Source organism: Lacrimispora amygdalina (assembly GCF_003432035.1).
Lineage (GTDB): Bacteria > Bacillota > Clostridia > Lachnospirales > Lachnospiraceae > Lacrimispora > Lacrimispora amygdalina.
In genome coordinates this window covers 1-26,045 of sequence record NZ_QOHO01000023.1, presented here as the reverse complement: position 1 = coordinate 26,045, position 26,045 = coordinate 1, and the positions used below count along the sequence as shown (strand labels likewise).

At 39.5% G+C, this 26,045-nt stretch carries 23 protein-coding genes; 13 read left to right on the top strand and 10 right to left on the bottom strand.

The window, feature by feature from the left end:
- Window positions 1-22 precede the first annotated feature (22 nt).
- On the top strand, window positions 23-649 hold the full coding sequence (locus DS742_RS07820; RefSeq protein ID WP_117416433.1) for a hypothetical protein: 627 nt from the start codon (window positions 23-25) through the stop codon (window positions 647-649).
- A gap of 14 nt (window positions 650-663) precedes the next feature.
- On the top strand, window positions 664-2,052 hold the full coding sequence (locus DS742_RS07815) for a glycine--tRNA ligase (RefSeq protein ID WP_117416432.1): 1,389 nt from the start codon (window positions 664-666) through the stop codon (window positions 2,050-2,052).
- A gap of 66 nt (window positions 2,053-2,118) precedes the next feature.
- Here DS742_RS07815 and DS742_RS07810 read toward each other — a convergent pair whose 3' ends face one another.
- From DS742_RS07810 to DS742_RS07790, 5 genes are all read right to left on the bottom strand, one after another.
- Entirely contained in the window at window positions 2,119-2,583 is a 465-nt protein-coding gene (locus DS742_RS07810) for a cupin domain-containing protein (RefSeq protein WP_117416431.1), read from the bottom strand.
- 134 nt (window positions 2,584-2,717) lie between these two features.
- Complete coding sequence (locus tag DS742_RS07805; protein ID WP_117416430.1) at window positions 2,718-3,671, bottom strand: ABC transporter permease; 954 nt, start codon at window positions 3,669-3,671, stop codon at window positions 2,718-2,720.
- Complete coding sequence (locus DS742_RS07800; protein WP_117416429.1) at window positions 3,668-4,777, bottom strand: ABC transporter permease; 1,110 nt, start codon at window positions 4,775-4,777, stop codon at window positions 3,668-3,670. The genes DS742_RS07805 and DS742_RS07800 overlap by 4 nt, the downstream gene beginning before the upstream one ends.
- On the bottom strand, window positions 4,774-6,309 hold the full coding sequence (locus DS742_RS07795) for an ABC transporter ATP-binding protein (protein WP_117416428.1): 1,536 nt from the start codon (window positions 6,307-6,309) through the stop codon (window positions 4,774-4,776). The genes DS742_RS07800 and DS742_RS07795 overlap by 4 nt, the downstream gene beginning before the upstream one ends.
- A 187-nt stretch (window positions 6,310-6,496) precedes the next feature.
- The gene (locus tag DS742_RS07790) at window positions 6,497-7,672 is read right to left on the bottom strand and encodes a BMP family lipoprotein (RefSeq protein WP_117416427.1); all 1,176 of its coding nucleotides are present in this window, start codon (window positions 7,670-7,672) and stop codon (window positions 6,497-6,499) included.
- 238 nt (window positions 7,673-7,910) lie between these two features.
- Between DS742_RS07790 and DS742_RS07785 the strand changes: the two genes are divergently transcribed.
- From DS742_RS07785 to DS742_RS07760, 7 genes are all read left to right on the top strand, one after another.
- The gene (locus DS742_RS07785) at window positions 7,911-9,233 is read left to right on the top strand and encodes an MATE family efflux transporter (RefSeq protein ID WP_117416426.1); all 1,323 of its coding nucleotides are present in this window, start codon (window positions 7,911-7,913) and stop codon (window positions 9,231-9,233) included.
- Window positions 9,234-9,449: 216 nt separating this feature from the next.
- Window positions 9,450-12,074 (top strand): pyruvate, phosphate dikinase, encoded by a 2,625-nt coding sequence (gene ppdK, locus DS742_RS07780; protein WP_117416425.1) that lies wholly within the window; start codon window positions 9,450-9,452, stop codon window positions 12,072-12,074.
- Between the two features lie 266 nt (window positions 12,075-12,340).
- Window positions 12,341-12,478 (top strand): hypothetical protein, encoded by a 138-nt coding sequence (locus tag DS742_RS28755; RefSeq protein WP_170313391.1) that lies wholly within the window; start codon window positions 12,341-12,343, stop codon window positions 12,476-12,478.
- A 350-nt stretch (window positions 12,479-12,828) separates the two neighbouring features.
- Window positions 12,829-13,002, top strand: a complete 174-nt coding sequence (locus DS742_RS07775; RefSeq protein ID WP_117416424.1) for a gallidermin/nisin family lantibiotic — start codon at window positions 12,829-12,831, stop codon at window positions 13,000-13,002.
- 159 nt (window positions 13,003-13,161) lie between these two features.
- Complete coding sequence (locus DS742_RS07770; RefSeq protein ID WP_117416423.1) at window positions 13,162-16,218, top strand: lantibiotic dehydratase; 3,057 nt, start codon at window positions 13,162-13,164, stop codon at window positions 16,216-16,218.
- A gap of 1 nt (window position 16,219) precedes the next feature.
- Window positions 16,220-18,016, top strand: a complete 1,797-nt coding sequence (locus DS742_RS07765) for an ABC transporter ATP-binding protein (protein ID WP_117416422.1) — start codon at window positions 16,220-16,222, stop codon at window positions 18,014-18,016.
- Between the two features lie 2 nt (window positions 18,017-18,018).
- The gene (locus tag DS742_RS07760; RefSeq protein WP_117416421.1) at window positions 18,019-19,290 is read left to right on the top strand and encodes a lanthionine synthetase C family protein; all 1,272 of its coding nucleotides are present in this window, start codon (window positions 18,019-18,021) and stop codon (window positions 19,288-19,290) included.
- A gap of 132 nt (window positions 19,291-19,422) precedes the next feature.
- On the opposite strand, the gene DS742_RS07755 is transcribed toward DS742_RS07760, so the two are convergent.
- From DS742_RS07755 to DS742_RS07735, 5 genes are read right to left on the bottom strand one after another with little or no spacing between them, the layout of a single operon-like run.
- Complete coding sequence (locus DS742_RS07755) at window positions 19,423-20,778, bottom strand: sensor histidine kinase (RefSeq protein ID WP_117416420.1); 1,356 nt, start codon at window positions 20,776-20,778, stop codon at window positions 19,423-19,425.
- Window positions 20,754-21,428 carry a response regulator transcription factor gene (locus tag DS742_RS07750; RefSeq protein WP_117416419.1) on the bottom strand — a complete coding sequence of 225 codons (675 nt, stop codon included), beginning with the start codon at window positions 21,426-21,428 and terminating at the stop codon, window positions 20,754-20,756. The genes DS742_RS07755 and DS742_RS07750 overlap by 25 nt, the downstream gene beginning before the upstream one ends.
- A 17-nt stretch (window positions 21,429-21,445) precedes the next feature.
- Complete coding sequence (locus DS742_RS07745) at window positions 21,446-22,177, bottom strand: lantibiotic immunity ABC transporter MutG family permease subunit (protein WP_117416418.1); 732 nt, start codon at window positions 22,175-22,177, stop codon at window positions 21,446-21,448.
- Window positions 22,174-22,935 carry a lantibiotic immunity ABC transporter MutE/EpiE family permease subunit gene (locus tag DS742_RS07740; RefSeq protein ID WP_117416417.1) on the bottom strand — a complete coding sequence of 254 codons (762 nt, stop codon included), beginning with the start codon at window positions 22,933-22,935 and terminating at the stop codon, window positions 22,174-22,176. Before DS742_RS07740 ends, DS742_RS07745 begins: the two co-directional genes overlap by 4 nt.
- On the bottom strand, window positions 22,935-23,636 hold the full coding sequence (locus DS742_RS07735; protein WP_117416517.1) for a lantibiotic protection ABC transporter ATP-binding protein: 702 nt from the start codon (window positions 23,634-23,636) through the stop codon (window positions 22,935-22,937). The genes DS742_RS07740 and DS742_RS07735 overlap by 1 nt, the downstream gene beginning before the upstream one ends.
- A gap of 198 nt (window positions 23,637-23,834) precedes the next feature.
- Between DS742_RS07735 and DS742_RS07730 the strand changes: the two genes are divergently transcribed.
- Genes DS742_RS07730 through DS742_RS07715 form a run of 4 tightly spaced genes read left to right on the top strand, consistent with a single transcriptional unit; the run spans window position 23,835 to window position 25,949 of the window.
- Window positions 23,835-24,260 carry a pyridoxamine 5'-phosphate oxidase family protein gene (locus DS742_RS07730; RefSeq protein ID WP_117416516.1) on the top strand — a complete coding sequence of 142 codons (426 nt, stop codon included), beginning with the start codon at window positions 23,835-23,837 and terminating at the stop codon, window positions 24,258-24,260.
- 34 nt (window positions 24,261-24,294) lie between these two features.
- Entirely contained in the window at window positions 24,295-24,645 is a 351-nt protein-coding gene (locus tag DS742_RS07725) for a DUF2200 domain-containing protein (protein WP_117416416.1), read from the top strand.
- Between the two features lie 13 nt (window positions 24,646-24,658).
- The gene (locus DS742_RS07720; protein WP_117416415.1) at window positions 24,659-25,129 is read left to right on the top strand and encodes a pyridoxamine 5'-phosphate oxidase family protein; all 471 of its coding nucleotides are present in this window, start codon (window positions 24,659-24,661) and stop codon (window positions 25,127-25,129) included.
- Window positions 25,130-25,148: 19 nt separating this feature from the next.
- On the top strand, window positions 25,149-25,949 hold the full coding sequence (locus DS742_RS07715; protein WP_117416414.1) for a hypothetical protein: 801 nt from the start codon (window positions 25,149-25,151) through the stop codon (window positions 25,947-25,949).
- The last annotated feature ends 96 nt before the right edge of the window (window positions 25,950-26,045 follow it).

Below are 26,045 nucleotides of genomic sequence, written 5' to 3'. Positions count from 1 at the left end.
TGCCAATGCAGGAGGAATTTGGATGAAAAAATGGAAAGCGGTTCTGACTGCCCTGCTGGCAGCAGGCATGCTGACAGGATGTCTTGGGAATGGCGGCGGCAGCACCTTGAATTCAGAGAGCAGCAGAATCTATGTAACAGAAGAAGGGACATTTCAGACTGCTACGGTGGAATCTTATGTACAGCAGGATTATTACAATGGGGATGAACTGAAAACATTTCTGGAAGAAGCAGTTTCTCAATATAACGGGGCAAACGGGCAGAACCAGGTAACCTTAGACTCCTGCACACTGGATAACGGAACAGCCAAAATGATGTTCCATTATGCATCTCCGGATGCACTGATTGGATTTACAACCCAGTATGAAGACAAAGAAAATCAGGTAGAGTCCATTGCAGTCGATAAACTGTCTGAAGTTTATGGCCAGAGTGAATCAGAGGGAGTGACCTTTATAAAAGCAGATGGTAAAAAAGCGGATCAAAAGGCAGTATCCAAAAGAGGAGAGAGCCAGACGGTTGTTGTAACATCAGCCAATCCCGTAACCATACAGACCCAGGGAAGGATTCTGTTTGTTTCAGACAATGTGGTGATAAAGGACAGTCATACTGTACAGACAACAAAGGGAAAAAGCTACATTATTTTTAAATAAGAGAGGTTAAGATCATGGAAAAGACAATGGAAAAGATAGTGGGACTGGCAAAGTCAAGGGGATTCGTATATCCAGGCTCTGAAATTTACGGAGGTCTTGCAAATACCTGGGATTACGGCAATCTGGGAGTGGAATTAAAGAATAACGTAAAGAAAGCCTGGTGGCAGAAATTTATTCAGGAAAGTCCCTATAACGTAGGTGTGGACTGCGCAATCCTGATGAATTCCCAGACCTGGATCGCTTCCGGCCACTTAGGCGGATTTTCCGATCCTCTTATGGACTGTAAGGCATGTAAGGAACGTTTCCGCGCAGATAAGCTGATTGAAGATTATATGGGTGAACATGGAATTACCATCGAAGGCTCCGTAGACGCATGGTCTCAGGAAGAGATGAAAAAGTACATCGATGAAAAAAATATCTGCTGCCCAAGCTGCGGAAAGCATGACTTTACCGATATCCGCCAGTTTAACTTAATGTTCAAGACCTTTCAGGGAGTTACTGAGGATGCAAAGAATACTGTTTATTTAAGACCTGAGACAGCTCAGGGTATCTTCGTAAACTTTAAGAATGTTCAAAGAACCTCCCGTAAGAAGATTCCTTTTGGCATCGGACAGATTGGTAAGTCTTTCCGTAATGAGATCACTCCTGGAAACTTTACCTTCCGTACCAGAGAATTTGAGCAGATGGAGCTGGAATTCTTCTGTGAACCGGATACAGATTTAGAGTGGTTTGCTTACTGGAAAGAGTTCTGCATCAGCTGGTTGAAGAATTTAGGCATCAAAGATGATGAGATGCGCGTCAGAGACCATGAGAAGGAAGAACTTTCCTTCTACAGCAAGGCAACCTCTGATATTGAATTTTTATTCCCCTTCGGCTGGGGTGAATTATGGGGAATTGCAGACAGAACCGATTATGACTTAACCCAGCATCAGAATACTTCCGGTCAGGACTTAACCTATTTTGATGACGATAAGAAGGAGCGTTATATTCCATATGTAATCGAGCCTTCTCTGGGAGCTGACCGTGTGACGCTTGCGTTCCTTTGTGCTGCATACGATGAGGAAGAGATCGCAGAGGGTGATGTACGTACAGTTCTTCATTTCCACCCGGCTATTGCTCCGGTAAAGATTGGTGTTCTTCCATTATCCAAGAAATTAAATGAAGGCGCAGAGAAAGTATTTGACGAGCTGCGCAGATATTATAACTGTGAATTTGATGACAGAGGAAACATTGGAAAGCGTTACAGAAGACAGGATGAGATTGGTACTCCGTTCTGCATTACCTATGATTTTGATTCAGAAGAAGATCACGCAGTAACAGTCCGTGACCGTGATACCATGGATCAGGTCAGAGTTCCGATTGCAGAACTTAAGAGCTACTTCGAAGATAAGTTCCATTTCTAAAAACAGAATCCGGGAGAGAATCTATGATGAGATTTTCTTCCGGATTTTTTATATGAATTGCTGTCGCTAGTTCTGCTTATCAGAATCTCTTTTCGTCCAGTGAACTGTATCCGGCTGGTGGACAACCGGAGCATAGATACAATAGATTTTCAGAGGGCGGTCTCCGGTATTGATCAGATTATGCCATGTGTTGGCAGGAATCAAAATGGCACAGCCATTGTCTACGGATTTGGTATAAAGAAGGTCATACGGACTGTTACCCATACAGATCATACCATCTCCGTCTGTAACACAGATATACTGATCTTCATTCGGGTGATTTTCCACACCTACTTCATAACCTGCAGGAATACTCATTAAAGTAAGCTGCATATGTTTTCCTGTCCATCTTGTTGTCCGGAAGGAAGGATTTCTTAAAGTATCATGATTGATATTAAGAATGAGAGGGGAAGGTCCGTAGTCATTGGCATCCCAGGAATAGTAGGAGCTGTGATGACAGGTGAAATTGCATATGAAATTACAGTCAGACATTATGGGATCACTCTTTTCTAGTATGCTGTAATATATCATATGGTACGATATTGTTAAGTGACAACAGGATCAGAGAAACAAAAAAGCCGCAGGAGGAAAATCCAGTCGGATCATCCGGCCCTGCGGCAGTTTCGTTATCTCTGTCCTTTGTCGTATGGAATTCCCTCCGCTTTTGGAGCCTGGGAATTTCTTGAAGTAAAGACAAGTACGATTAAAGTGATGATATAAGGAACCATTTTGTAGAAATAGCTGGGAATTCCAAGGGCACTTAAGAACGGAATTCCGGAATATGAGGAAGCCACCGCTTTCATCAGTCCGAAGAAGAGAGAGCAGAGCATGATATTTACCGGTTTCCACTGACCGAAGATTAATACCGCAAGAGCCAGGAATCCGTATCCTGCCACATCGGCATTAAAGTTAGTGGAGGTGGGAACTACAAATACCAGACCTCCAAGACCGCCTAAAGCTCCTGAAATTAAAACTCCCGCATACTGCATCTTGTAAACATTAATTCCTGCAGAATCTGCTGCCTGGGGGTGTTCTCCGCATGCACGAAGTCTTAAACCGAATCGGGTGCGGTAAAGCACAACGGCTGATAAAATAAAGATTAAGATTCCCACGTATGTGGTAATATAGGCGTTCTGGAATAAAAGGGGTCCGATAAACGGAATGCTTCCCAGAACAGGTACCGAGATGATACGGAAGGTATTGTTAAACGGAACCTGCTGCACACCCTGGATAACACGGGCAACGAAAATGGCAAATGCAGGTGCGAACATGTTTAAAGCAGTACCGCTGATTACCTGGTTTGATTTCATGTTGATGGATGCATAAGCATGGAACAGTGAGAATACCATTCCGGTACCCATGGATATTAATATGGCAATAATCAGCTGCAGCTGTCCGCTCATACTGCTGCCTGTAAAATTAAGAAACAGGATTCCGGTAAATGCTCCCATGGTCATAATACCTTCCAGAGCGATGTTAATAATGCCGCTTCGCTCCGAGAACATGGCTCCAAGAGCAACGATCATGAGAGGAATCATAAAATACATGGTCTGCTGAAAAATGAAATAAATAACACTCATGATTTCGTTCCTCCTTTCTCAGTTTCGCCTGACTTTGCATTTTTCTGTCCCATAATCTTTGATATAATAATCTTCACCATAAGGGCAAATGCACTGAAATAGATAATGACTGCTACGATAATATCAATAATTTCCGTAGAAAACTCAAACAGCTGTAAATAAAAGCCCCCTGCGGTTAAGTATGCGATGAAAATACCGGAGAACAGTACACCGATGGGATTGTTTAAGCCAAGGAGTGCAACGGAAATACCGGTAAAGCCTTCGGAAGGCAGCACATCTTTAATCTCAATATGCTTACCGGTTCCTGCAAGGAATAAGAGACCTCCTGCAAGACCTGCAATGGCACCTGCGATTACCATGGAAAGAATAATGCTTTTCTTTTCATTGATACCCGCATATTTGCTGGCATCCCGGTTGAATCCAACGGCCTTCAGCTCATAGCCGAATGTGGTCTTATTTAAAATAACCCATATGAGGATTACAACCAGAATGGCGATAATAATTCCTCCGTTGACACTGGATCCCGGGAAAAGCCTGTCCAGACCCATCTTCGGGATATTTGCGGTAGCAGCCACGTTCTTGGATTCGTTGCGCAGATTGTTAAACAGCGGCTTGTAGCTTTTTGTAATCCAGTTTACCAGGTACATGCCGATGTAGTTCATCATAATAGAAGCAATCACTTCATTCACGTTGTAGTAGGCTTTTAATATACCCGGCACCAGTCCCCACAATGCGCCCAGGATTACGCTTGCCGCCAGGGCTATAATCCAGTGGGCCGGTCCCAGTGATGTCCAGAGAATGCCCACATAGACGGCTCCAAAGCCGCCCACGATAAACTGACCCGGAGTACCGATGTTAAAGAGTCCGGTTTTAAATGCAAATCCTACGGAAAGACCGGTGAGAATAATGGGTGTGGCATAATAAAATACCTGGCCTACGCCTTTGGCGCCGTGGGTAAAGGCTCCTGTTAAAATGGTAGCAAATCCGGGAAGTGCCTGCACCGGATTGCACAGAAACAAGATAATCAGTCCCACAATCAGTCCCAGAATTATGGCGAAAACGGAAGAGAGAATGCCTGTATGATCTTTTATCTGTTTCGGTTTCATAGTGTGCCACCTTCTTTCTTAGCGCCTGCCATATAAAGACCTAATTCCTGAACGTTAATGTTCTCAGGGTCTAAGTCGGCAACGATTCCGCCTTCAAACATGACTAAAATCCGGTCGCTTAAATTCATAACTTCATCTAATTCCAGTGATACCAGTAAAATTGCGGCGCCTGCATCACGCTGCTTTACCAGCTGGTTGTGAATGTATTCGATGGCCCCCACATCCAGTCCTCTGGTAGGCTGTACTGCAAGTAAAATATCCGGCCCTTTTGAGATCTCTCTGGCTACGATTGCCTTCTGCTGGTTACCGCCGGACATGCTGCGGGTAGTGGTAAATGCTCCTTCGCTGCTCCGGATATCATAATTTTCAATCAGCTTCTGTGCATAATCATAGATCTGGTCATTCTTTAAAAATGTACCGCTCTGGAATTCCTTGTCAAAGTACTGCTGAAGAACCAGATTGTATGCCAGGTTATATTCCAGCACCAGACCATGCTTATGCCGGTCTTCCGGAATGTGGGAGAGGCCGTGGGTATTTTTGTAGCGGATACTTTTTTTCGTCATATCCTCACCGTTAATGGAGACCGTACCGGAGTTTGGGTCTGAAATGCCGGTAATTGCATGAATCAGCTCAGTCTGCCCATTGCCGTCAATACCGGCGATACAGACAATTTCGCCTCTTCTTACCTGGAAGGATACATCATGAACCAGCTTTTTGGTCTGTCCCTTATGTTTGGCCTCTACGGATAAGTTCTTTACTTCAAGAACCACTTCACCGGGGGCTGCAGCCTTTTTATTAATGGTTAAGTTCACCTTCCGGCCAACCATCATCTCTGACATCTCTTCCCGTGTGGTATCAGCAACATCTACAGTTCCAATATATTTACCGCGGCGCAGAACGGAACAGCGGTCTGCTACCGCCTTGATTTCGTTGAGCTTATGTGTGATGAACAGGATGGATTTACCTTCCTTTACCAGATCCCGCATGATCTGCATCAGTTCATCAATTTCCTGAGGGGTCAAAACTGCGGTGGGTTCATCAAATATCATGATTTCATTATCACGATAAAGCATTTTTAAGATTTCAACCCTTTGCTGCATTCCAACGGTAATATCTGATATCAGTGCATCAGGGTCTACGAACAGTTTGTATTTTTCACTTAATTCCATTACTTTTTTCCGGGCATCATCCATCTTTAAAAATCCATGTCTGGTGGTTTCCATGCCCAGAACAATATTTTGTAAAACCGTGAAATTCTCCACCAGCTTGAAATGCTGATGCACCATACCGATACCAAGAGCATTGGCATCCAGCGGACCTGTAATTTTTTCTTCATTACCACGAACCCGGATTGAGCCTTTCTCCGGCTGGTATAATCCGAATAAAACACTCATGAGAGTGGATTTGCCTGCTCCGTTTTCTCCCAGGAGGGCGTGTATCTCGCCTTTTTTCAGCTGAAGTGTAATGTCATCATTGGCGATGATACCGGGAAATTCTTTTGTGATATGAAGCATCTCAATAATGTAGTCCATAAAATCCCCCTTACTTCGGTACCTATCTATGGGACCCGGTACCAGGTTAATAAAGTTTTAAACCAAAAAGAAGATGCCGTAAGAGACCAGATCTGTTATGACTGGTGAATCAAACGGCATCTCCTTTCCTTTTTTATGTCAGAATACTGACATTGTGGTATGCCCGAAAGGGCAATACCCCTTCGGATTATTCTACAAAGTTAATTTTTGTTTTTTCAAGCTTTAAGTCTTTGTTCGGATCGTTATTATCCTGAGAAGGCTGTACCAGAGTTACCTTGCCATCCTTTAATTCAGTAAAGATTTTTTCATAATCTTCTTTTGTGAATTTAGTAAACTTGGAAGTTTCCATAGGAAGACCGATACCATCATTCTTAGCTGAGAAAATGCTTGTCTCGCCGCCTGGGAACTTGTTGTCATAGAAATCTTTTACACCATCGTATACAGATACGGAAAGCTGCTTCATGGCAGAAGTGATGACTGTTTCAGATTCAAAGCTCTGGTCAACGTCAACACCGATTACTTTTTTGCCCTTTTCCTGAGCTGCAGCCATAACAGAGTTGCCAACAGCACCGCCGCAGCCGAAGATTACTTCGGTTCCGTTCTGATACCAGGATGCTGCCATAGACTGGGCTTCCGGAGTTGCAGCGAAAGCACCTGTATAGTTGTACATAATTTCAATGTTGTCAATGCCCATTTCCTTAGCAGCGTAATCGGCGCCCTCAGCAAATCCGTAACCATAACGGATAACTGCAGGAACTGCCATACCGCCTAAGAAACCAAGCTTTGTATAACCGTCTTTTACTGCTGCATAGCCGGCTAAGAAACCAGGCTCGTCTTCCTGGAACAGGATTGGCATAACGTTGGCTTCTGTCTTATATTCGGAGTAATCTGCATTATGAGGAACTCCGTCAAGAAGAATGAAGTGAACATCCTTATACTGTTCCTGAGCAAGGAATACCGGTTCTTCAAATAAGAAACCTGGACATACGACTAATTTTGCGCCGCCTTCAATCGCAAGTCCGATGGTCTCCAGATAAGAATCTGTGGTACCTTCCTGCGGCTGATAGTACTTGTAGGAGATCTTGTTCTCTTCTGCGTACTTCTTCATACCTTCCCATGCACCCTGGTTAAATGATTTGTCATCAATGGTACCAAGGTCTGTAACCAGCGCCAGTTCATATCCGTTTGATGAATCAGACTTGACGGATGTTGCACCGGTAGTTTCAGCAGTTTTTTCAGCTGCAGTTGTGGTTTCTGCTGATGAAGCTGCAGTAGTTGCTGTTCCGGAATTGGAAGAACCACATGCGCTGAGTGTTGCAGCCATCATGACTGCCATAGCTAATGCGAGAGCTCTTTTTTTCATAATACGATCTTTCCTCCTGTTATTTATATATTTTCAGAGATAACACTAATGTATCATATTTCAGCGCTGGAAACAATCTTAATTGATGATATTTTGCATAAAAACTAAGATAAAAAAATCTGTCTTTTTAAACCATATGCACTGACTTTTATATGTTAAATCCCCCTTTCTTTCTTTTCCTTGTTATTTAATTAAATTATGTTAAACTATTTTAAGACTTAAAAAAGGAGACTTAATTATGAAAAAAGTAAATCTACTGGAAGATCCTGTTAAAAAATTATTCGCAGGATATCTTCTTCCGTCAATTAGTGCAACAATGGTTACATCCATTTATATATTAGCAGACACTCTTATGATTGGAAGAGGAGTGGGCGCGATCGGAATTGCTGCCCTGAATATACTTCTGCCTCTGTTCAGCCTGTTCTTTGCAACCGGCATGCTGTTCGGGGCAGGAGGCGGAATCCTTTTATCTGTGTGCAAAGGGAAAAAAGACGGTCTGGCTGCCAATCAGTATTATACAGCTGCATTTATAATGGCTGCAGGAATGAGCGTTACCTATACCGTTTTCGGCCATGCTTTTTTTCTGCCCATTACAGCATTTCTGGGGAGAAATGGAAATATGACGCCTTATGTGGAGGAGTATGGACGGATTCTGATATCAGGAGCCCCCGCTTTTTTATTTGCATCTTTTTATCAGGTATTTGTGCGCAATGATAAAGCGCCAAGGCTTGCCATGACAGCAGTGGTTTCAGGAGGAGTGTTAAACATTATCCTGGATTATATTCTGATGTTTCCCATGCAGATGGGTATGAAAGGGGCTGCTGCTGCCACTGTCATCGGCAGTTTTGTAACTCTTTTTATATTGCTGACCCACCTGGTTTCAAAAGAAAATACATTAAGATTTGTTACAGGAATCCGTTTGAAGCAGGCTGCAGATGTGGTGAAAAATGGATTCTCCAGCTTTTTACTGGATATGTGCAATGGAATCGTCACCTTCTTATTTAACCGCCAGATTCTTTCCATCGCCGGTGAACTGGGAGTGGTGGTTTATGGTATTATTTCCAACAGCGCATATATCGCATCGTCAGTCAATAACGGAATATCCCAGGCAGTACAGCCGATTCTGGCAACAAATTACGGTGCAGGAAAAAAGGAAAGGTTAAAGGAGGTAAGACATCTGGCGGAGGGGACAGCCTGTCTTTCCGGTGTGCTGTTTGCCGGGATGGGACTTTTGTTTCCGGCTCTTGTAACAGAAGCATTTGTAAGACCTGATAAGGAAATTCTGACTATGGCGGTTCCAGCAGTAAGGATTTACTTTCTGTCCTTTGCAGCAATGGGGCTGAATGTGCTTTACACCACCTGGTTCCAGTCAGTGATGGAACCTGCAAATGCCTTGAGGATCTGCCTGCTTCGGGGGATCGTTCTAAACAGCCTTCTGGTTTTTGTTCTTCCATTGTTTATGGGAGTTACGGGAATCTGGACTGTGATGCCGGTGACAGAAGTGCTGACTCTTGCTGTATGTCGAATTATGTTAAAAAAACAGAGTATTTGTCGAAGGTAATTTCGTATATACGAACACAAATCGCATATCGGAAAAAGACAGACTTTGTAAGTGCTTTCAATGCAATTGTATTTAAAAAAGAGAAAATTACTTCAAATAATCAATGAAAACCTCTTTACTCCCCCTTTAATTGTGCTATAATACTTTCAGGGCTTTTCCGCAATGAAAGCTGCGGGGGAGCAGCATAATTTTCACATTTTGAGGAGGATTTTACTTATGGCAAGAAAATGGGTTTATTTGTTCACCGAGGGAAGTGCAGACATGAAAAACCTGTTAGGTGGCAAAGGAGCGAATCTGGCAGAGATGACCAATTTAGGTCTGCCGGTTCCTCAGGGATTTACAATTACGACTGAGGCTTGTACTCAGTATTATGAAGATGGGGAAACAATTAATGACGAGATCATGGGGCAGATCATGGATCATATCGAAAAGATGGAAAAAATCACCGGCAAAAAATTTGGTGATAACGAAAATCCTCTTCTTGTTTCCGTTCGTTCCGGAGCCCGGGCATCAATGCCTGGTATGATGGATACGATTTTAAATCTTGGACTGAATGAGAAAGTAGTGGAAGTGCTTGCAGAAAAATCAGGCAATCCGAGATGGGCGTGGGACTGCTACAGAAGATTTATCCAGATGTTCTCCGATGTAGTTATGGAAGTGGGTAAAAAGTACTTCGAAGAGCTGATTGATGAAATGAAAGAAAAAAAGGGTGTTACAGAGGATGTGCAGCTGACTGCAGAGGATTTAAAAGAGCTTGCAGGACAGTTTAAAGATGAATATAAGGAAAAAATCGGTTCTGATTTCCCAACTGATCCTAAGGAGCAGTTAATGGAGGCTATCAAGGCCGTATTCCGTTCCTGGGACAACCCAAGAGCCAATGTTTACCGCCGTGACAACGATATTCCTTATTCCTGGGGAACGGCTGTCAATGTTCAGATGATGGCATTTGGAAACATGGGTGAGACTTCCGGTACGGGTGTGGCATTTACCCGTGATCCGGCAACTGGTGAAAAACATCTTATGGGTGAATTCCTGATGAATGCACAGGGTGAAGATGTGGTTGCCGGTGTGCGGACTCCTCAGAAGATCGAGCAGTTAAAAGAAGTTATGCCGGAAGTTTATCATAAATTTGTGGGAATCTGCAGTATCCTGGAGGATCACTATAAAGACATGCAGGATATGGAATTTACCATTGAAGACAAGAAGCTTTATATGCTTCAGACCCGTAATGGTAAGAGAACAGCGAAGGCTGCTTTAAAGATTGCCTGTGATTTAGTAGACGAGTTTATGATCACAGAAGAAAAAGCAGTTAAGATGATTGATCCGAGAAACTTAGACACTCTGCTTCATCCTCAGTTTGATGCAGAAGTATTAAAGAAGACAGAGCCGGTTGGAAAGGCACTTGCTGCTTCTCCGGGAGCTGCCTGCGGTAAGATCGTTTTCACAGCAGATGATGCTAAGACATGGAAGGAAAGAGGAGAAAAGGTGGTTTTAGTCCGTCTGGAAACCTCTCCTGAAGATATTGAGGGTATGAAGGCAGCTCAGGGTATTCTGACTGTAAGAGGAGGAATGACCTCCCATGCAGCTGTAGTTGCAAGAGGAATGGGAACCTGCTGCGTATCCGGCTGTTCTGAAATTGCCATGAATGAGGCAGCGAAAAAATTTGTACTTGCAGGCAAGGAATACCACGAAGGAGACTGGATTTCCCTGGACGGATCAACTGGTAAGATTTACGACGGAATTATCCCGACAGTCGATGCAACCGTTGCCGGTGAGTTTGGAAGAATTATGGCGTGGGCTGATAAATACAGAAAGCTGAAAGTCAGAACCAATGCAGATACACCTGCTGATGCAAGAAAAGCCAGAGAGCTTGGCGCAGAAGGTATCGGTCTTTGCCGTACAGAGCATATGTTCTTTGAAGGCGACAGAATTGACGCATTCCGTGAGATGATCTGTTCCGATACAGTTGAAGAGAGAGAAGCAGCACTGGAGAAGATACTTCCGGTACAGCAGGGAGATTTTGAAGCTCTATATGAAGCTCTGGAAGGAAATCCTGTTACCATTCGTTTCTTAGATCCGCCTCTTCATGAGTTCGTTCCTACAGAGGAAGATGATATCAGGAAGCTGGCTGATACACAGGGCAAGACTGTGGAGCAGATCAAAACAATCATTGATTCTCTTCATGAATTCAATCCGATGATGGGACACAGAGGATGCCGTCTTGCTGTTACCTATCCGGAGATTGCAAGAATGCAGACAAAGGCAGTGATCCGTGCTGCAATCAACGTTCAGAAAGCACATCCGGACTGGAATGTATGTCCTGAGATCATGATTCCTCTGATCTGTGATGAGAAAGAATTAAGATTTGTGAAAAAGATTGTTGTTGAGACTGCAGATGCAGAGATTGCAGCAGCAGGCAGCAGCTTAACCTATCAGGTAGGAACCATGATTGAGATTCCGAGAGCAGCACTGACAGCCGATGATATCGCAAAAGATGCGGAGTTCTTCTGCTTCGGTACCAATGACTTAACTCAGATGACCTATGGCTTCTCCCGTGATGATGCAGGTAAGTTCTTAAACGCTTACTATGATACCAAGATTTTTGAGAATGATCCATTTGCAAAACTGGATCAGACCGGCGTAGGCAAGCTGATGGAGACTGCAATCAAGTTAGGCAAGAGCGTCCGTCCTGATATGCATGTAGGTATCTGCGGCGAGCACGGCGGAGATCCGTCTTCCGTAGAATTCTGCCATAAGATTGGTCTTGACTATGTATCCTGTTCCCCGTTCCGTGTGCCGATCGCAAGACTTGCGGCAGCACAGGCAGCGTTGAATAATTAATGCGTTGGCAATGAGCCGTGCAAAAATAAGTGTCGGAAAGCCCGGTGGAGAGCTTGCTCTCCACCGGGCTTTCTGATGCTTATTTTTATAGGGCGAAGCCCGTGACCGAGATGGAGCGCAAGCGGAATCGAGGTTATAACGGCGGAGATATGTATTGGAATAATTCGTGGACTAAAACAATATTATGTTTATACATATATAGACAAATAAACAAAATGGTTGAATTATATAAAAAACAACATTGAAAAATCCGGAGGTAACATCAAATGAAAGGTTTAGCCTTATATGGTGCTAAATGCACAATTGAAATATGGAAACAGTTCCAGATCCAAATGGAAAAATATGACATAACATATGTAGAGTATCCACATTCTTTAACAGAAAGAGCAGAAAATTTTTCTTAAGTTTTCGATTTGTTAAGAATGCCTGTCATATGCCAATGATAGAAAACCCGATTAATTTAGCGGAGATAATAAAATATATAATTGAAAATTGATGCAAAAAATAGCTGCACACAGCATTTTAATGAGCTGGTGTACAGCTATTTTTTGCCTATATTTGCAGATTTTGACTCGTATCATAAACAACATCATAGAAAATTACATGTAGAGTCGTAAAAATTACATGCAGTTAAAATAGAGTATATTTCTTGATATAATACGGGAATTAATTTGGTAGTAATGTGATTCATTACACATTTACTATATATGATCGGATTGAGATTATATAACTACATAGAAAGGGGGACGAGTACATGAATAAAGATTTTGATTTAGATCTTAAAATGGACAAGGGTTCAGTAGATGTAGGAGAATCAAAAATTGCAAGTATTGTTTATTGCACATCTGGTTGTTTAACAGGAACAACCTGTGAAACAAGTGAATGTGGGATAACAAGAAGCTGCACAAACACAGTTTTATGCTATTAATGTCCACGCAAAACTAAACCCGATGCAAACGTACATGCATTTAGAAGATTCACAAAATGCATGTACGTTTACATTTTGTGGAAGTAATTTACTGGTACAAATGAAGTTTCTATTTTGGTTAGGCATACAAGAGTTAAGCAAGGGGGATACGGTTAAAATATGAAAGATTTATACAAAGATATAGGTTCCTTTATGATAAGAACACCGGGTCTGCCAATCAATTTATTGACAGATAACATAGGAAATAAAACAAACATAGATCATACTATGTTTTTATTTGATTCTCCTCAATACAAAGATCAGTTTAATGAAGCTATATTTGTGGCAAGCCAAGATTTATATGAATCTATGCAGCACTATATAGAGGAGGGCACAGCAAGAGATACGAATTATTTGTTGAATTCAATTTATAAATATTTTAGCAGAAGCTGTTCCAGGTGTACTCCATTTGGATTATTCTCAACAGTTGCATTTGGTAATATTACATCTGAAAGAACATCATTTGAATTAAGCAGTGCAGAATTAAAAAGGAACCCCCTGATTGATTCAGAGTGGTTATACCAGGTGGTTTTTATGTACGAATCCAAGTACTTAAAATTCCTCCGATACAAAATCAATGAAAGTGTTGCTATTCAGAGAAACAAAGCAATCTTATTTAACTGCACAAAAGACAGCAATGGGGAAAAAGTAAATAAAAAATCTGTAAAGTACTCCAATGCATTTGAAGTGGTCTTGAAAATATCAGGAGATTACGTAAGTTATTCTGATATTATAGAAAACCTTAAAAAAGAATATCCGAATGTGGAAGAAAACACATTTCATACATATATCCAATCACTCATAAAGGAAGGTTATTTAATATCCGATCTTCGTCCTCCATTAACAATCGTTGACCAATTTGAATACTTTATCTGTAAACTTCAGGAATACGATATAAATACAAGCTCCTTAATTGACATAAAAAATAAATTTCAGGAATATTCCAATGGCCATATAAATAATACCATCGAAAGCGTGACACAGATTTTCAAAAACATGAAGAGAATCCACGACTCAAAAAACTACCTGGCCATAGATTCCTCCTTCTCCTATAGCCAATGCAACTTAAATCAAAATGAAATAAAAAAAATAAATAAGCTTCTCAATTTATTTATACAATTTAATATCAAAGAGCCTTTCAATAATTTATATGATTACAAGAGCAAATTTTTAGAAAAGTATGGCCATTCCAGGTGCGTTCCTTTGATTGAACTTATTGATCCTGATATAGGAATCGGTTTTCCAGACCATTATGATGGAAAAACCGGCATAAATAATCTGGGAGAATATATCAACCCCTGGATACGATTTTTTGAAAGAAAATATGTTGATTCCATAAGACTTGGTCAGGAAATAGAGATTACTGATGCAGATATGGGAATGTTTTTAACAGAAGTTATTGATCTGGATCAGTTGCCCAAATCCATGGAAATCTACTTTAATTATGTGAAAGAAAATGGAAGGGATGTTTACTATTTAAGTAATATATTTGGATCAACTTATGCAGGAAAAACATTTGGAAGATTTTCTCACTTAATGAAGAATCCAAAACAATTCTTTGAAGAAATAAATAAAAATTATGGTGATAAATGCCAGGTCTGTGAATTTACCTACTTACCCGATACTTTAAAGCATGCAAACATAATTCGAAATATACATGGTTCCACTTATGAATCAAGTTTTGGGACTACAAATTCCAAAGATCAGGCATTTATACTTAAGCTAAGTGATATTTTAGTAGAATTTAAAAACAACAAATTATATTTAAAGTCTGCGGTTAACAATAAAAGAATCATATCAACATCTACCAATATGTTTAATCCGCAGTTAAAACCCAGAATATTACGATTAATTGACGAAGTTTCTTCTGATGGAATTAAGTTTTATAATAAACCATGGCAATACTTACTGGAGAAATTTGCCTATCTTCCAACAATACGATATAAAAACTTCGTATTGGAACAGGAAAAATGGATTATTAAAATAGGCGATCTGGGTTTAACAAAACATTATGATTTTGCTGAGTTTAAAAATAAATTTAACGAATACATAAATTCAAGAAAAATACCCCTTTGGGTGGATGCTGTAGATACAGACAAAAAACTACTGTTAAATCTGAAAGAGGACAGATGTTTATCTGTGTTGCAGAAATTGCTGGAAAAATCAGAAACTGTTGTGGAAAGATATAATATAGAATCAGAGCATCCAGTGAAACTGAATGACAGTTCTTATTGCAGTGAATTGGTAATACCATTAATTTTAGCTCAGGATGCTACCCCCCATAAGGCCAATAATTTTGACATTACAAGGAATTATGGTAATGTCAGATATAAAGAGCCGTTAGATGAGTGGCTATATTTCAAAATATACGGTATTGAGGAATATGCAGATTATCTGTTAGGTGAAGCTCTGTATGCTCCATTGCAGAAGTTACTTGAAAACAAAGAAATTGACAGCTATTTCTTTATTCAGTATAAAGATCCTGATTTACATCTGAGATTGAGATTAAAAGCTGATAATACTAAATTAATGATGGTATTGCCTAAAATGTTAGATATATTAAGCCAGCTTATGAAAAAATCTCTTATCTCAAATTATAGTATAAATTGTTATGAGCTAGAATTGGAGAGGTATGGCGGATATGATTTGATGAACTATGCCCATGAGGTGTTTTGTAAAGACAGCATAGCAATTCAAACCATAATTTATGAAAAAAATAATCATAATATAAAAGTGCCAGATGAACTTTTAGCATCAGTGATAATTTTCTTTCACATGCAAACATTTAATTTGAGTTTTGAGGATATGTTTGTATTTCTCAATTGTGAAAATCCTACCAAGAACTATCAAAAAGAATTCAGAGAACATAAGGATACTTACGTTGATTTCGTAATAAAGTATTTGAATCATGAAACTTTAAATCCAGAGATTGAATTTATTTTGAAAATATTATCGGTAAAACAACAATCAATGAAAGAATATTTAAATAGAATTGAAGAAAATTATCCGGATAACAAAGCTGTAAAATTAAGCATACTGGATAGTCTGCTGCATATGAACATGAATCGATTGTTTGGTCCCAAAAGGGAATTGGAAAAAAAGATGAGAACTTTAGCACGTCATACATATTACTGTGTTTACAACAGAAAAAAAATAGGTATACTGGGTGATAAATAATATGCAGAAATTTAAAATACTAAGTACTTCAGAAGTAAAGGAAATGCTTTCTTCCTTAAAAGTGATTCCAAAATCCATTAAAATATTCTTCCAGGCCAGCAAACCAATATTTGTACTAACCATCATTATTAATATAATTGCGGGTATTGTTCCTGTAATTTCCGTTAATATTTTTGGTAGCCTGATTAATGCTATTTCAGCGAAAGACTTAAATCTCTCGCTGAAGGTATTAGCAATCTATATCGGGATAAGTTTTGTATCAGGTATGATTATAAGTATTAAAACATTTTTATTTACCAAATTTCAATTCTTGTTGGATTATGAATTGATTAACAGATTATTGGATAAATGCGCCATTATGTCTTTGGAGGAATTTGAAAATTCTGATATACAGGATCAGCTGCAGCATATCCTTTCCCAGGTGGGATTCAGGCCTTATAATATATTTACAACCACATTGACACTTGTAACTTCCATTACTACCATACTTTCATCTGTATATATCATATTGATGTGGCGGCCGTTGTCGGTATTTTTGATTATTGTTCCGGCGTTTGCCTTTTCAATATTCTACTTATCCATAAGTAAAAGAGAGTTCCAGACAGAAGAAAGAAATGCAAAGAAAGCCAGAAGTATATGGTATTACGAATTTTTACTTACAAAGGATCAATCATTTAAAGAAGTTAAAATTTTTAATTTAGCCAGGCATATTATAAAGAGACATAATGATTTAAAGCAAAGCGTGATTAATGAAAACTTGTACAATACCAAAGTAAGGCTGATTATATCTGTTGTATTTGATTTTGTTGATCAGATCTGTATGGCGGTACTCATGATTTTAATCATATTCTCTGTAATTGCAGGTGAAATCCTAATTGGTAACGCTGTTGCACTTTTAAGAATTATAAACATGATGTTTGATAGCTTTAACAGTATTATGAATATTATTTACAGCATAAATCAAAACAGTCTGTATATGTCAAAACTGATTAATTTTCTTAATAAGACTGGAAATGGGAATAGTAAAGAAACATACAAACTAAACGATTTAAATCAGATTGAAATAAATAATCTAACATTTGCATATCCGGAAACAGATAAAAAAGTTCTTCAGAACATCAACATAAAAATTGATAAAAACCAAAGAGTTGCATTGTTCGGAAGAAACGGATCAGGTAAAAGTACATTAATAAAATTATTACTGGGATATTATTTAGTTGAAGACGATATAATTAAGATAAATGGAATTCCATTAAATAAAGTTAATATTGACAGCTTACATAAATTAACAGGTGTATTATTCCAGGATTTCTGCAAGTATGAACTTTCAGTAAAGGATAATGTAGGCTTCGGTAACATTGATGAAATCGATAATGAGGCCCAGATAAGAGAGTCACTGGAAGAAGCCAGTATAGACTTTCTTCCTCCTGATTTAAATCAGCAGCTGGGAAAATGGTTTTCAGATGGAACACAGTTATCTGGTGGGCAGTGGCAGAGAGTAGCTCTGGCCAGGTGCTTTTTCAAAAAAGCACAAATGTATATTTTGGATGAACCCAATGCGGCGCTGGATAAAATGGGTGAGAAAAAAATAATGAACACATTTTTTGAACTTACAAAAAACAAAATAGGTGTATTTATTTCTCATAAAATTGCACATGTCATGTTAGCTGATAAAATAATTTATCTGGACGAAGGAAAGATCGTTGCTGAAGGTACACATGAAGAGTTATTAAAAACATGTCCCTCTTATAAAGAAATTTATGATCTGGAATTCGATATACCCCAAAATGGAGGCTGATTATGAATTTACCGAATGAAAAAAAGCGTGAATTGGATAATTTCATAATAAATATATCAAAAAAATTATCTGACGCAGATTATGTTCAGGGGATATTTGCTTCAAATAAAACTGAGTATCGATGTACTTCAGTAGCAGTGTCATATCCCGCATTATGTATATTATTTTCGGAACTTCAATTAAATTACCCAGATTATGGTTTTGATAATTATGCTCATAAATATCTGGAGATCATAAACGATTATATGGGAAAAAACAACATCTATGATATTTCCCTGTTTGATGGGCTATGCGGAGTGGGGTTTGCTGCACATTGTATGTCAGACCATGGGAAACGATATCAATCGTTTATAAAGAGTCTAAACGAGTATATTGTTGATATCGCGGAAAATAATATCCAAAAGTACAAAGAACTTCCATTAAACGAACTACTTTATGATATTATGTATGGATTAACCGGTACAGCCAATTATCTGTTGAATTTTAAATCCGAGCAGAACGTGAAAGAGACTTTGTTGCATATTTTGCAATATTTAGCGGATATTTGTAAAGCAGGGGACAACAATATCCCCCGGTTTGCCATCCGGTCAGATGAGAGTCAATTGTTTCCATTGGAAAATAGTCAGGAGATACGATATATAAATTTAGGGGTTGCGCACGGGATCCCTGGCATACTTTTAATATTATGTAAGTCCTATGAGTCGGGAGTATATGTACAAGACCAGCTGGAAGCAATAAAATATCTGTCAGAATTTATTTTTAGCAGCTGTATAAAAGACAGTGATGATATTTATTGGGAAACTCAAAAAATAATAGGGATGGAACAGGGGAAAGCAGTACCATCCAGAGATGCATGGTGTTATGGTACTCCAGGTGTGGCGTATTCATTATTGATTGCTTCAAAGATCCTTAATAATGATGAAATGGGTAAGCTTGCGATTGATAGTATGAAGTTATCTTTGAAAAGAATGCGGCATGTTATCTCACCTACTTTTTGTCACGGTCTTTCTGGTTTGTGCTGCCTGACCAGAAAATTCTATGAATACACAGATGATGACTTCTTTTATGAAGTGCATATGAAAATATTGGATCATTTACTGGAATCATACAGTGATCAATATCCATTTGGTTTTAAGGATACAGAAATAGAGGAAGGGCATATCGTAAATAAGGATGAAATAGGACTCTTAACAGGAACCAGTGGAGTGATCCTGACTATTTTATCTTGCTATCAACCCGTTAAGACACAATGGGATTCCATATTTTTATTATAATGGTGATTTTAAAATCTGGTCACTTAATTATCGGGATTCTAACCACTTTAACTAATAGATGGTTTTGTGGTGTACATAAAAATAATCTTTTAAAATTTGTTTTATATGGAAAGAGGGTGTCACTCCATCACTTTATTTTAGTGATTTTGCGACACCCTCTCTGAATTTAATTGTAACAACCCCTCCGGACTTGGAGTTACTCAGATAAAGCTGACCTTCGTGGGTTTTAACTACCTGTGCAGCAAACCAGAGCCCGAGACCATTATGGCCGTCTGCACTACGAGCCGTATCTCCGCGCCACAGTCGTTCCGTTGCATGTAGTAAAGCCGCCTTACTAAATCCAGGGCCTTCATCACAGACAGTCACCTGCCAGCCGCCATCTGCAATACTGCCTGTCAAATATACGTTTCCACCAACCGGTGAATGCTCTATGGCATTTTGTACTACATTTCCAAGGGCTCGAAGCAAATGATCCTTTTGGACGTTTGCAGAACCGTTAAGGCTGTTCTGGACTTTCATGCTTACGCCCCTTGCTTCTGCAATAGCCGTAGTGTTACTGATCAGTTGTTCAAACAGAGCATTCAGACTGTTGCTTTTAAAAGCCTCCTCCTCACCTGCCGAGGATTCAAGGAAACTTGTTACATACTGCCTGGCACGTTGATTGCTGGCAGCAATTGTTTCCACCATTCTTCGGCTGCTTTCAGGGAGTTCTTCATCAAGCAGCAGCTCAGCATTACCGCCCACCAGAGTGAGTGGAGTTTTTAAATCATGGGCCAGTGCGGCTATTTCTGCTTCCCGTTCCTGCTGTGCCGCCCACTGGGAAGACAAAGAATTGTACAAAGCATCTCTCATATGCTCCATTGCATCAAGTGCCTGATCGTATTCCCGTATTCCTGCGTGTGGAATTGTAAAATCCAGTTCCTTGGCACCTACCTTCCGGCTAACATCACCAAACAGCTTAAGCCTGGCAGCAAGACGCTGACGAAGCCACAGGGTGTTAAACAGCAGACAAAACACCAATGCTGCTCCCAGCGATGACAGCCAAAGATATTCAAAGGGGGGAAGAGCACCTCGAAGAACAGGATTTGCAAACTCTGATCTGTAATAATATCGTATAATCACCGTGCTTCCATTTCTATAAGTATGTCTGGAAACACGCATAGTAGATGTATCTTCCTGTAAAAGACTACTCAGTTTTTTCAGTTTTCTTCCTTTGGTATTACTTTCCAAAACTTTACCGTTCCGGTCAAATAAAGCGTACTCTGCCAAAAAATCATCACTTGGAGAAACGAAGGTTTCCGGGTCGCCAGCCAGCATTTGCTCTACCTGCCGGGTGGAAGTATAGGACTTATAGAAAAAGCCGGTATTTACAAGCCGGATAAATAACCAATACCATAACAGGCAGCATAATAGCATGCAGCCAAGCATAACAATGCCAAAGCGTAAAAGGACAAAGGAAAGACTTACAGATCTTCGTTTTTTCGCCATTTGTAACCCACCCCCCAAATTGTATCAATAGGACTGATGCCGTGAGCTTTCATCTTGGCACGGATATTTTTAATGTGCTCTGCAACAGCGGACGAATCTCCCTCTGCGTCATATCCGAAAACGGCTTCGTATAATTGCTCTTTGGTATACACCTGCCCGGCGTGAAGTGCCAGATGCTCACAGATCGCATATTCGCCCTTGGTGAAGGGCAGTGTGTGTTCACCAGCAAATGCCGTTTTTGCCTGTATATCGAAGCGGACGCTGCCTCGTCTTAATATATGGGTTGGCTGACGCACGTCTCTCCGAAGATGAGCGCCTACCCGGGCACGCAGCTCTGCAATACTGAAAGGCTTTTTAATGTAATCATCGGCTCCCAGGCCAAAGCCCTGGACGAGAGCTGAATCTTCTGCCTTGGCGGTTAAAAACAGGATAGGGCAATCCACTTCGGTACGGATCCGCCTGCAGAAGGAAAATCCATCCTCGCCGGGCATCATTACATCAAGAAGCAAAAGATCGTATAATCGGCATCTGGCAGGCTGTAAGGAAGCAGCATTTGCTTCAGTGTCCACCTGGTAACCATCTTTTTCCAGAGCAGTGCGTACCAGAGCCAGCATATCCAGGTCATCGTCGATGACTAACAGTTTTGGCATAAACTATCCTCCTTATCTTACTCTTGTATAACTCTGCCTTCCCATCTACTATACCATAATATTGTGAGAACCAGAACAGCCGAAGTAATAATAATCAGAGAAATTACTCCAGGAATAACTGATCCACTGGTAAGGTTAAAATAATCTTTTAAAAACCGCACACCCCATTCCCAGGGAATAGCCGGCCAGATTTTATCACCAATGGAATTTTCAAAGTAACCAGCTAAAATTGTACCTGCTATTCCTGATAAAACGGAGATACTGAAACCAAATTTAAAAGCAATGGGTACATGTATAACATATAAAAATAAGTTACTTAATAAAAATGAGCAGAATATGAAAAAATAGGAACCAAAGTCCATAAAGTTCATATTTAGAAAAAAATTCACTCCGGCATAAAAGCATAGCTCGTATAGTATGATACTAGTGGAAGACAGAAACAGCAGAAAGAACAATTTACCCAGATAAACACTTCTTCTGGATTCTACAATTCCCAGAGCGTTTTGGACATTGTTGATATTGCGGTCTAAATTAATAAAAATTGGTACAACAAAACTAACAAACATAGGATAGCATATTTGCAACAAAATAAAAAACAGCCGAACATCAGAAAAAATACGGTATCCTCCAGAATTGTAATAAACTAAAAATAATGTTGTAATTACGACAGGAGGCAGCAGATGCAATAGTATAAGCGGAGTTCGTTTAATTTTTGTAAAGTTAGAGAAAAACTCTCTTGTAATTGTCAATTCCGATACACCTGCCCTCTGTACCAGTGTGCAAATAGAAATGTAAGAACGACCGCAGTGAGCAGGCTTACAACCACCAGCAGTGAACTCTGGCCTAAACTCAGAATCTGTCTTGTACCTCCCTGAACCAATAATCCGTTTGGCAAAACTCTGAATAAGGTAATCATAAACCTGGCGGTCCAGCTATATGGAAAAAACCAGAATATAGGAGTCAGAGATAAAAACAAACCACCAAATCCAGTGAAAATCAGATTAATGATCATAGAACCAACGAATCCGGCTTTTTGATCCAAAAACAAGCAGAAAGGGATCTGCCATAATAAAGTCAGCCATAATAAGCAGTATCCTAAAACATAATATCCGGTATATTTGAATGCACTTAAGTCACCTGACTGCATGTATTCTGAAATAATAGATATCAATGATAGTAATAATGATATCAGCAAAAGATTAAGTGCTATTAAAATTGTTTTAGAAATAAATGTATTTTTTAAGTCTATGGGCAGGCTGTAAATAGTCCGGTAATTGTGTTTTTGTTCCTTATTATTTACTAAGTGGCATAATATTACAATGGATAAAGACGCAATGGGTACACACCAATTGCAGACGATGGAGCATGAAAAACCACCTAAACCAATACCCACAGATAAAAATATAACTGCTATTAAAATTAAGGCTGCCGGAATATATAAAATGAGTTTCCGGAACAGGGTGCGTTTAAATTTTAAGTTTTCTGCTGCCAGATAGGTTCGTAACATCAGGAAGCACGCTCCTTTCTTATGATATCCATAAACAACTGTTCCAGATTCTCATTGGCATCAATTTTATCCTGATATAGAAGTGACCCATTATTTAGAATGCCTATGTCATCGGCAACCTGCTGTATCTCGCTTAAGATATGACTGGATACAATGACTGAAATCCCGGATACTGCGAATGTCCGGATCATTTTCCTTAAATCTTCCATTCCGAAAGGATCCAGCCCATTGGTAGGTTCATCTAAGACTAACAATTCAGGGTCATTTAAAAGCGCTAATGCGATACCCAGCCTTTGCTTCATTCCCAATGAAAAATCAGCGATCTGCTTATTTTCCGTATCCATTAAGTCCATTCTTTCTAAAACTTCAATGCATTTATCGTTTGAGATCCCCATAAGAGTTGCCCGTACTTTTAAATTTTCAAACGCTGTTAAATTTTCATATAAAGGAGGTGATTCAATAAGGGAACCAATCCTTAATAGATCTTTTCTGCTCCAGGGGTGATTATCGAATAATATTTCTCCGGAAGTGGGGGTGATAATACCTGTAATCATCTTCAGTAATGTTGATTTGCCAGCACCGTTAGGTCCTAATAATCCATAGACAGAATTTTTCCTTACAGACATAGATAAATCATTAATTGCATATGTCTTTTTAAATTTTTTGGAAACATGATCGGTTTTAATCATATACTCATGCATCATAACATCCTCCATTTCACAATTAGCCGCTTTGTACAGTGTCTGTTTCATAGGGGTACCTCCTTTTAACCTTTTACTGCTATTGTAACAGCTATTTTTAAGGATTTTATAAGGAAGTGGACTATGTTAAAACATGACATACAGCTGCCGCATTATACATGTTATAATTGTGGTAAAATTAATTGGGAGGAATATAACATGAATTCAGAAATAATCGCGAAAGCAAATAAGATAATTGAAGAAAAGGCTGTAGGCGGAGATGAGGGATATTGTGCTTTGACATTAATCGACATGGATGGCTATCCAACAACCTCAACAATATCCGTATCAAAAGCTGACGGTATAAAGTGGCTTACATTCTGTACAGGTTTTGGCAGTGATAAAACCAAAAGAATTGAAAGATGCAGCAAAGCAAGTGTTTGTTTTAATTCAGTTAATCATAATATTACACTGGTGGGTACAATAGAAGTATTGACAGACCCTGAAATTAAAAAAGAAATGTGGTATCATGGACTTGAAAATCATTTCAGCGGTCCTGATGATCCCAATTACTGTGTTCTGCGTTTTACTACAACCCGCTACAATCTTTTTGTGGACTGGAAGGAAGCCAAGGGGGTCTTATAAACAAATTATTCTATAAAGCAAAGGAGATCTTTTAATGGAAACACAACGAATCTTTCATATGCCCTTTTCCGATATCTATCCGCTTTATATAAAAAAAGCTGAGAAAAAAGGAAGAACCAGAAAGGAAGTAGATGAAATCATTTTCTGGCTGACAGGCTACGATGAGCGTTCATTACAGCAGCAGATAGAGAAGGAAGTAAGTATGGAGGACTTCTTTCATCAGGCGCCCCTTTTGAATCCCAAAGCTTCTCTGATTAAAGGGGTTATCTGCGGCTACCGGGTGGAAGAGATCGAAGATGAAGTGATGAGGAAGATCCGGTATCTGGATAAATTAATTGATGAACTGGCCAAAGGTAAGGCAATGGAAAAAATATTAAGAAAATAGAGGGAAAAGTGAAATGAATGCGTATGAAGAAGGACTTGGGGTTTTGGAAACATTATTTGCGAGAGATTATCAATTTGCGCTGGCTACATCAAACGATAATATTCCGGCTGTCAGGTTTATTGATACCTTCTATGATAGTGGAGCATTTTATATAGTCACATATGGTAAGTCTCAAAAAGTAAAAGAGATTGAGAATAATCCGGTGGTTGCATTAAGTAAGGATCTGTATCGTTTCAACGGAGTTGCGCGCAATATCGGGCATCCATTGTCAAAGGAAAACCTTATAATCAGAGAAAAGCTCATTAAAATATTTGAACCATGGTATTTTGTCCATAATGATGAGAATGATGAGAATATGTGTTACGTCAGAGTGGATTTAAAGAAGGGCTTGTTTTATAAAGATGGAACTGGGTACAAAGTTGACTTCGACAGTAAAACAGCAGAAAAGTTCCCTTTTGTATTTGATATTATAAAGATAGACTGATGAAACTCGGAGGTAATGTATGGATTATATGAATACTAAGGCCATTGTACGAAAAACAGTGGGATATAGAAAGCCTGGCAGTATTGTCTGTATCGTATTAATCATTGCTCATCTGATGAGCCTGTGGTTTTATACCTCAGTATCTGCCAATTCAGCGGAAGCTCCCGGTTTCACCATAATCGTATTGAATTCCAGAGAGAGTCTTTCGTTATCTCTGCAAATGCCAAATGACAGTTTAAGCGAATTAAGAATCAGAGAGAGCGAAAAAAAAGGCTGGGAAAAGTACTATAAAGTATATTTCCATTACCGCGTGTATCCGCCGAAGATTGAGGATATAAAGGATATAAAACTTATTGTTCAAAGCAGCAGTAAAAGCTTTCAGTGTAATCTTCCGAAAGGAACCTTTGACAAATACAATAATATTTTAACGCTTGATATGAAATCGGAAACTCTTACGGTCGGTCAGTCTCCCTTACGGGTGCCTGCTCTGGTGGCTTTGCGGGTTATCCTGACGCTGCTTATTGAAGGTGCTGTCTTTTTTCTCTTTGGATACCGGCAAAAGAGAAGCTGGCTTGTCTTTGCATCGGTCAATCTGCTTACACAGGCAGGATTAAATGCTATGCTTACAGGCCCTAATTTAAGCAATTACTGGATACTTGGTTATATATTTGGTGAAATGGTGGTATTTATCGTAGAGATGATTGCATATCTTAGTTTGATAAAGGAATACAGGAAAAGGCGTGCGGCATTTTACGTAATGATCGCCAATACTGCCAGTCTGATATTAGGAGGCATGTTGATTACATATTTGCCGGTTTAATATTATTTTACAGCCTTTTTAGAAGTCATAGTGTAAAGCTATGGCTTTTTCTACGAACAAAACCGGAATAATTACGAGGTGACAAACTATAAATAG

Excerpts from the sequence above, each read along its gene's own strand:
- DS742_RS07820 (WP_117416433.1), top strand. The coding sequence starts at position 23 with ATGAAAAAATGGAAAGCGGTTCTGACTGCCCTGCTGGCAGCAGGCATG.
- DS742_RS07815 (WP_117416432.1), top strand. The coding sequence starts at position 664 with ATGGAAAAGACAATGGAAAAGATAGTGGGACTGGCAAAGTCAAGGGGA.
- DS742_RS07810 (WP_117416431.1), bottom strand. The coding sequence starts at position 2,583 with ATGTCTGACTGTAATTTCATATGCAATTTCACCTGTCATCACAGCTCC.
- DS742_RS07805 (WP_117416430.1), bottom strand. The coding sequence starts at position 3,671 with ATGAGTGTTATTTATTTCATTTTTCAGCAGACCATGTATTTTATGATT.
- DS742_RS07800 (WP_117416429.1), bottom strand. The coding sequence starts at position 4,777 with ATGAAACCGAAACAGATAAAAGATCATACAGGCATTCTCTCTTCCGTT.
- DS742_RS07795 (WP_117416428.1), bottom strand. The coding sequence starts at position 6,309 with ATGGACTACATTATTGAGATGCTTCATATCACAAAAGAATTTCCCGGT.
- DS742_RS07790 (WP_117416427.1), bottom strand. The coding sequence starts at position 7,672 with ATGAAAAAAAGAGCTCTCGCATTAGCTATGGCAGTCATGATGGCTGCA.
- DS742_RS07785 (WP_117416426.1), top strand. The coding sequence starts at position 7,911 with ATGAAAAAAGTAAATCTACTGGAAGATCCTGTTAAAAAATTATTCGCA.
- ppdK (WP_117416425.1), top strand. The coding sequence starts at position 9,450 with ATGGCAAGAAAATGGGTTTATTTGTTCACCGAGGGAAGTGCAGACATG.
- DS742_RS28755 (WP_170313391.1), top strand. The coding sequence starts at position 12,341 with ATGAAAGGTTTAGCCTTATATGGTGCTAAATGCACAATTGAAATATGG.
- DS742_RS07775 (WP_117416424.1), top strand. The coding sequence starts at position 12,829 with ATGAATAAAGATTTTGATTTAGATCTTAAAATGGACAAGGGTTCAGTA.
- DS742_RS07770 (WP_117416423.1), top strand. The coding sequence starts at position 13,162 with ATGAAAGATTTATACAAAGATATAGGTTCCTTTATGATAAGAACACCG.
- DS742_RS07765 (WP_117416422.1), top strand. The coding sequence starts at position 16,220 with ATGCAGAAATTTAAAATACTAAGTACTTCAGAAGTAAAGGAAATGCTT.
- DS742_RS07760 (WP_117416421.1), top strand. The coding sequence starts at position 18,019 with ATGAATTTACCGAATGAAAAAAAGCGTGAATTGGATAATTTCATAATA.
- DS742_RS07755 (WP_117416420.1), bottom strand. The coding sequence starts at position 20,778 with ATGGCGAAAAAACGAAGATCTGTAAGTCTTTCCTTTGTCCTTTTACGC.
- DS742_RS07750 (WP_117416419.1), bottom strand. The coding sequence starts at position 21,428 with ATGCCAAAACTGTTAGTCATCGACGATGACCTGGATATGCTGGCTCTG.
- DS742_RS07740 (WP_117416417.1), bottom strand. The coding sequence starts at position 22,935 with ATGTTACGAACCTATCTGGCAGCAGAAAACTTAAAATTTAAACGCACC.
- DS742_RS07735 (WP_117416517.1), bottom strand. The coding sequence starts at position 23,636 with ATGCATGAGTATATGATTAAAACCGATCATGTTTCCAAAAAATTTAAA.
- DS742_RS07730 (WP_117416516.1), top strand. The coding sequence starts at position 23,835 with ATGAATTCAGAAATAATCGCGAAAGCAAATAAGATAATTGAAGAAAAG.
- DS742_RS07725 (WP_117416416.1), top strand. The coding sequence starts at position 24,295 with ATGGAAACACAACGAATCTTTCATATGCCCTTTTCCGATATCTATCCG.
- DS742_RS07720 (WP_117416415.1), top strand. The coding sequence starts at position 24,659 with ATGAATGCGTATGAAGAAGGACTTGGGGTTTTGGAAACATTATTTGCG.
- DS742_RS07715 (WP_117416414.1), top strand. The coding sequence starts at position 25,149 with ATGGATTATATGAATACTAAGGCCATTGTACGAAAAACAGTGGGATAT.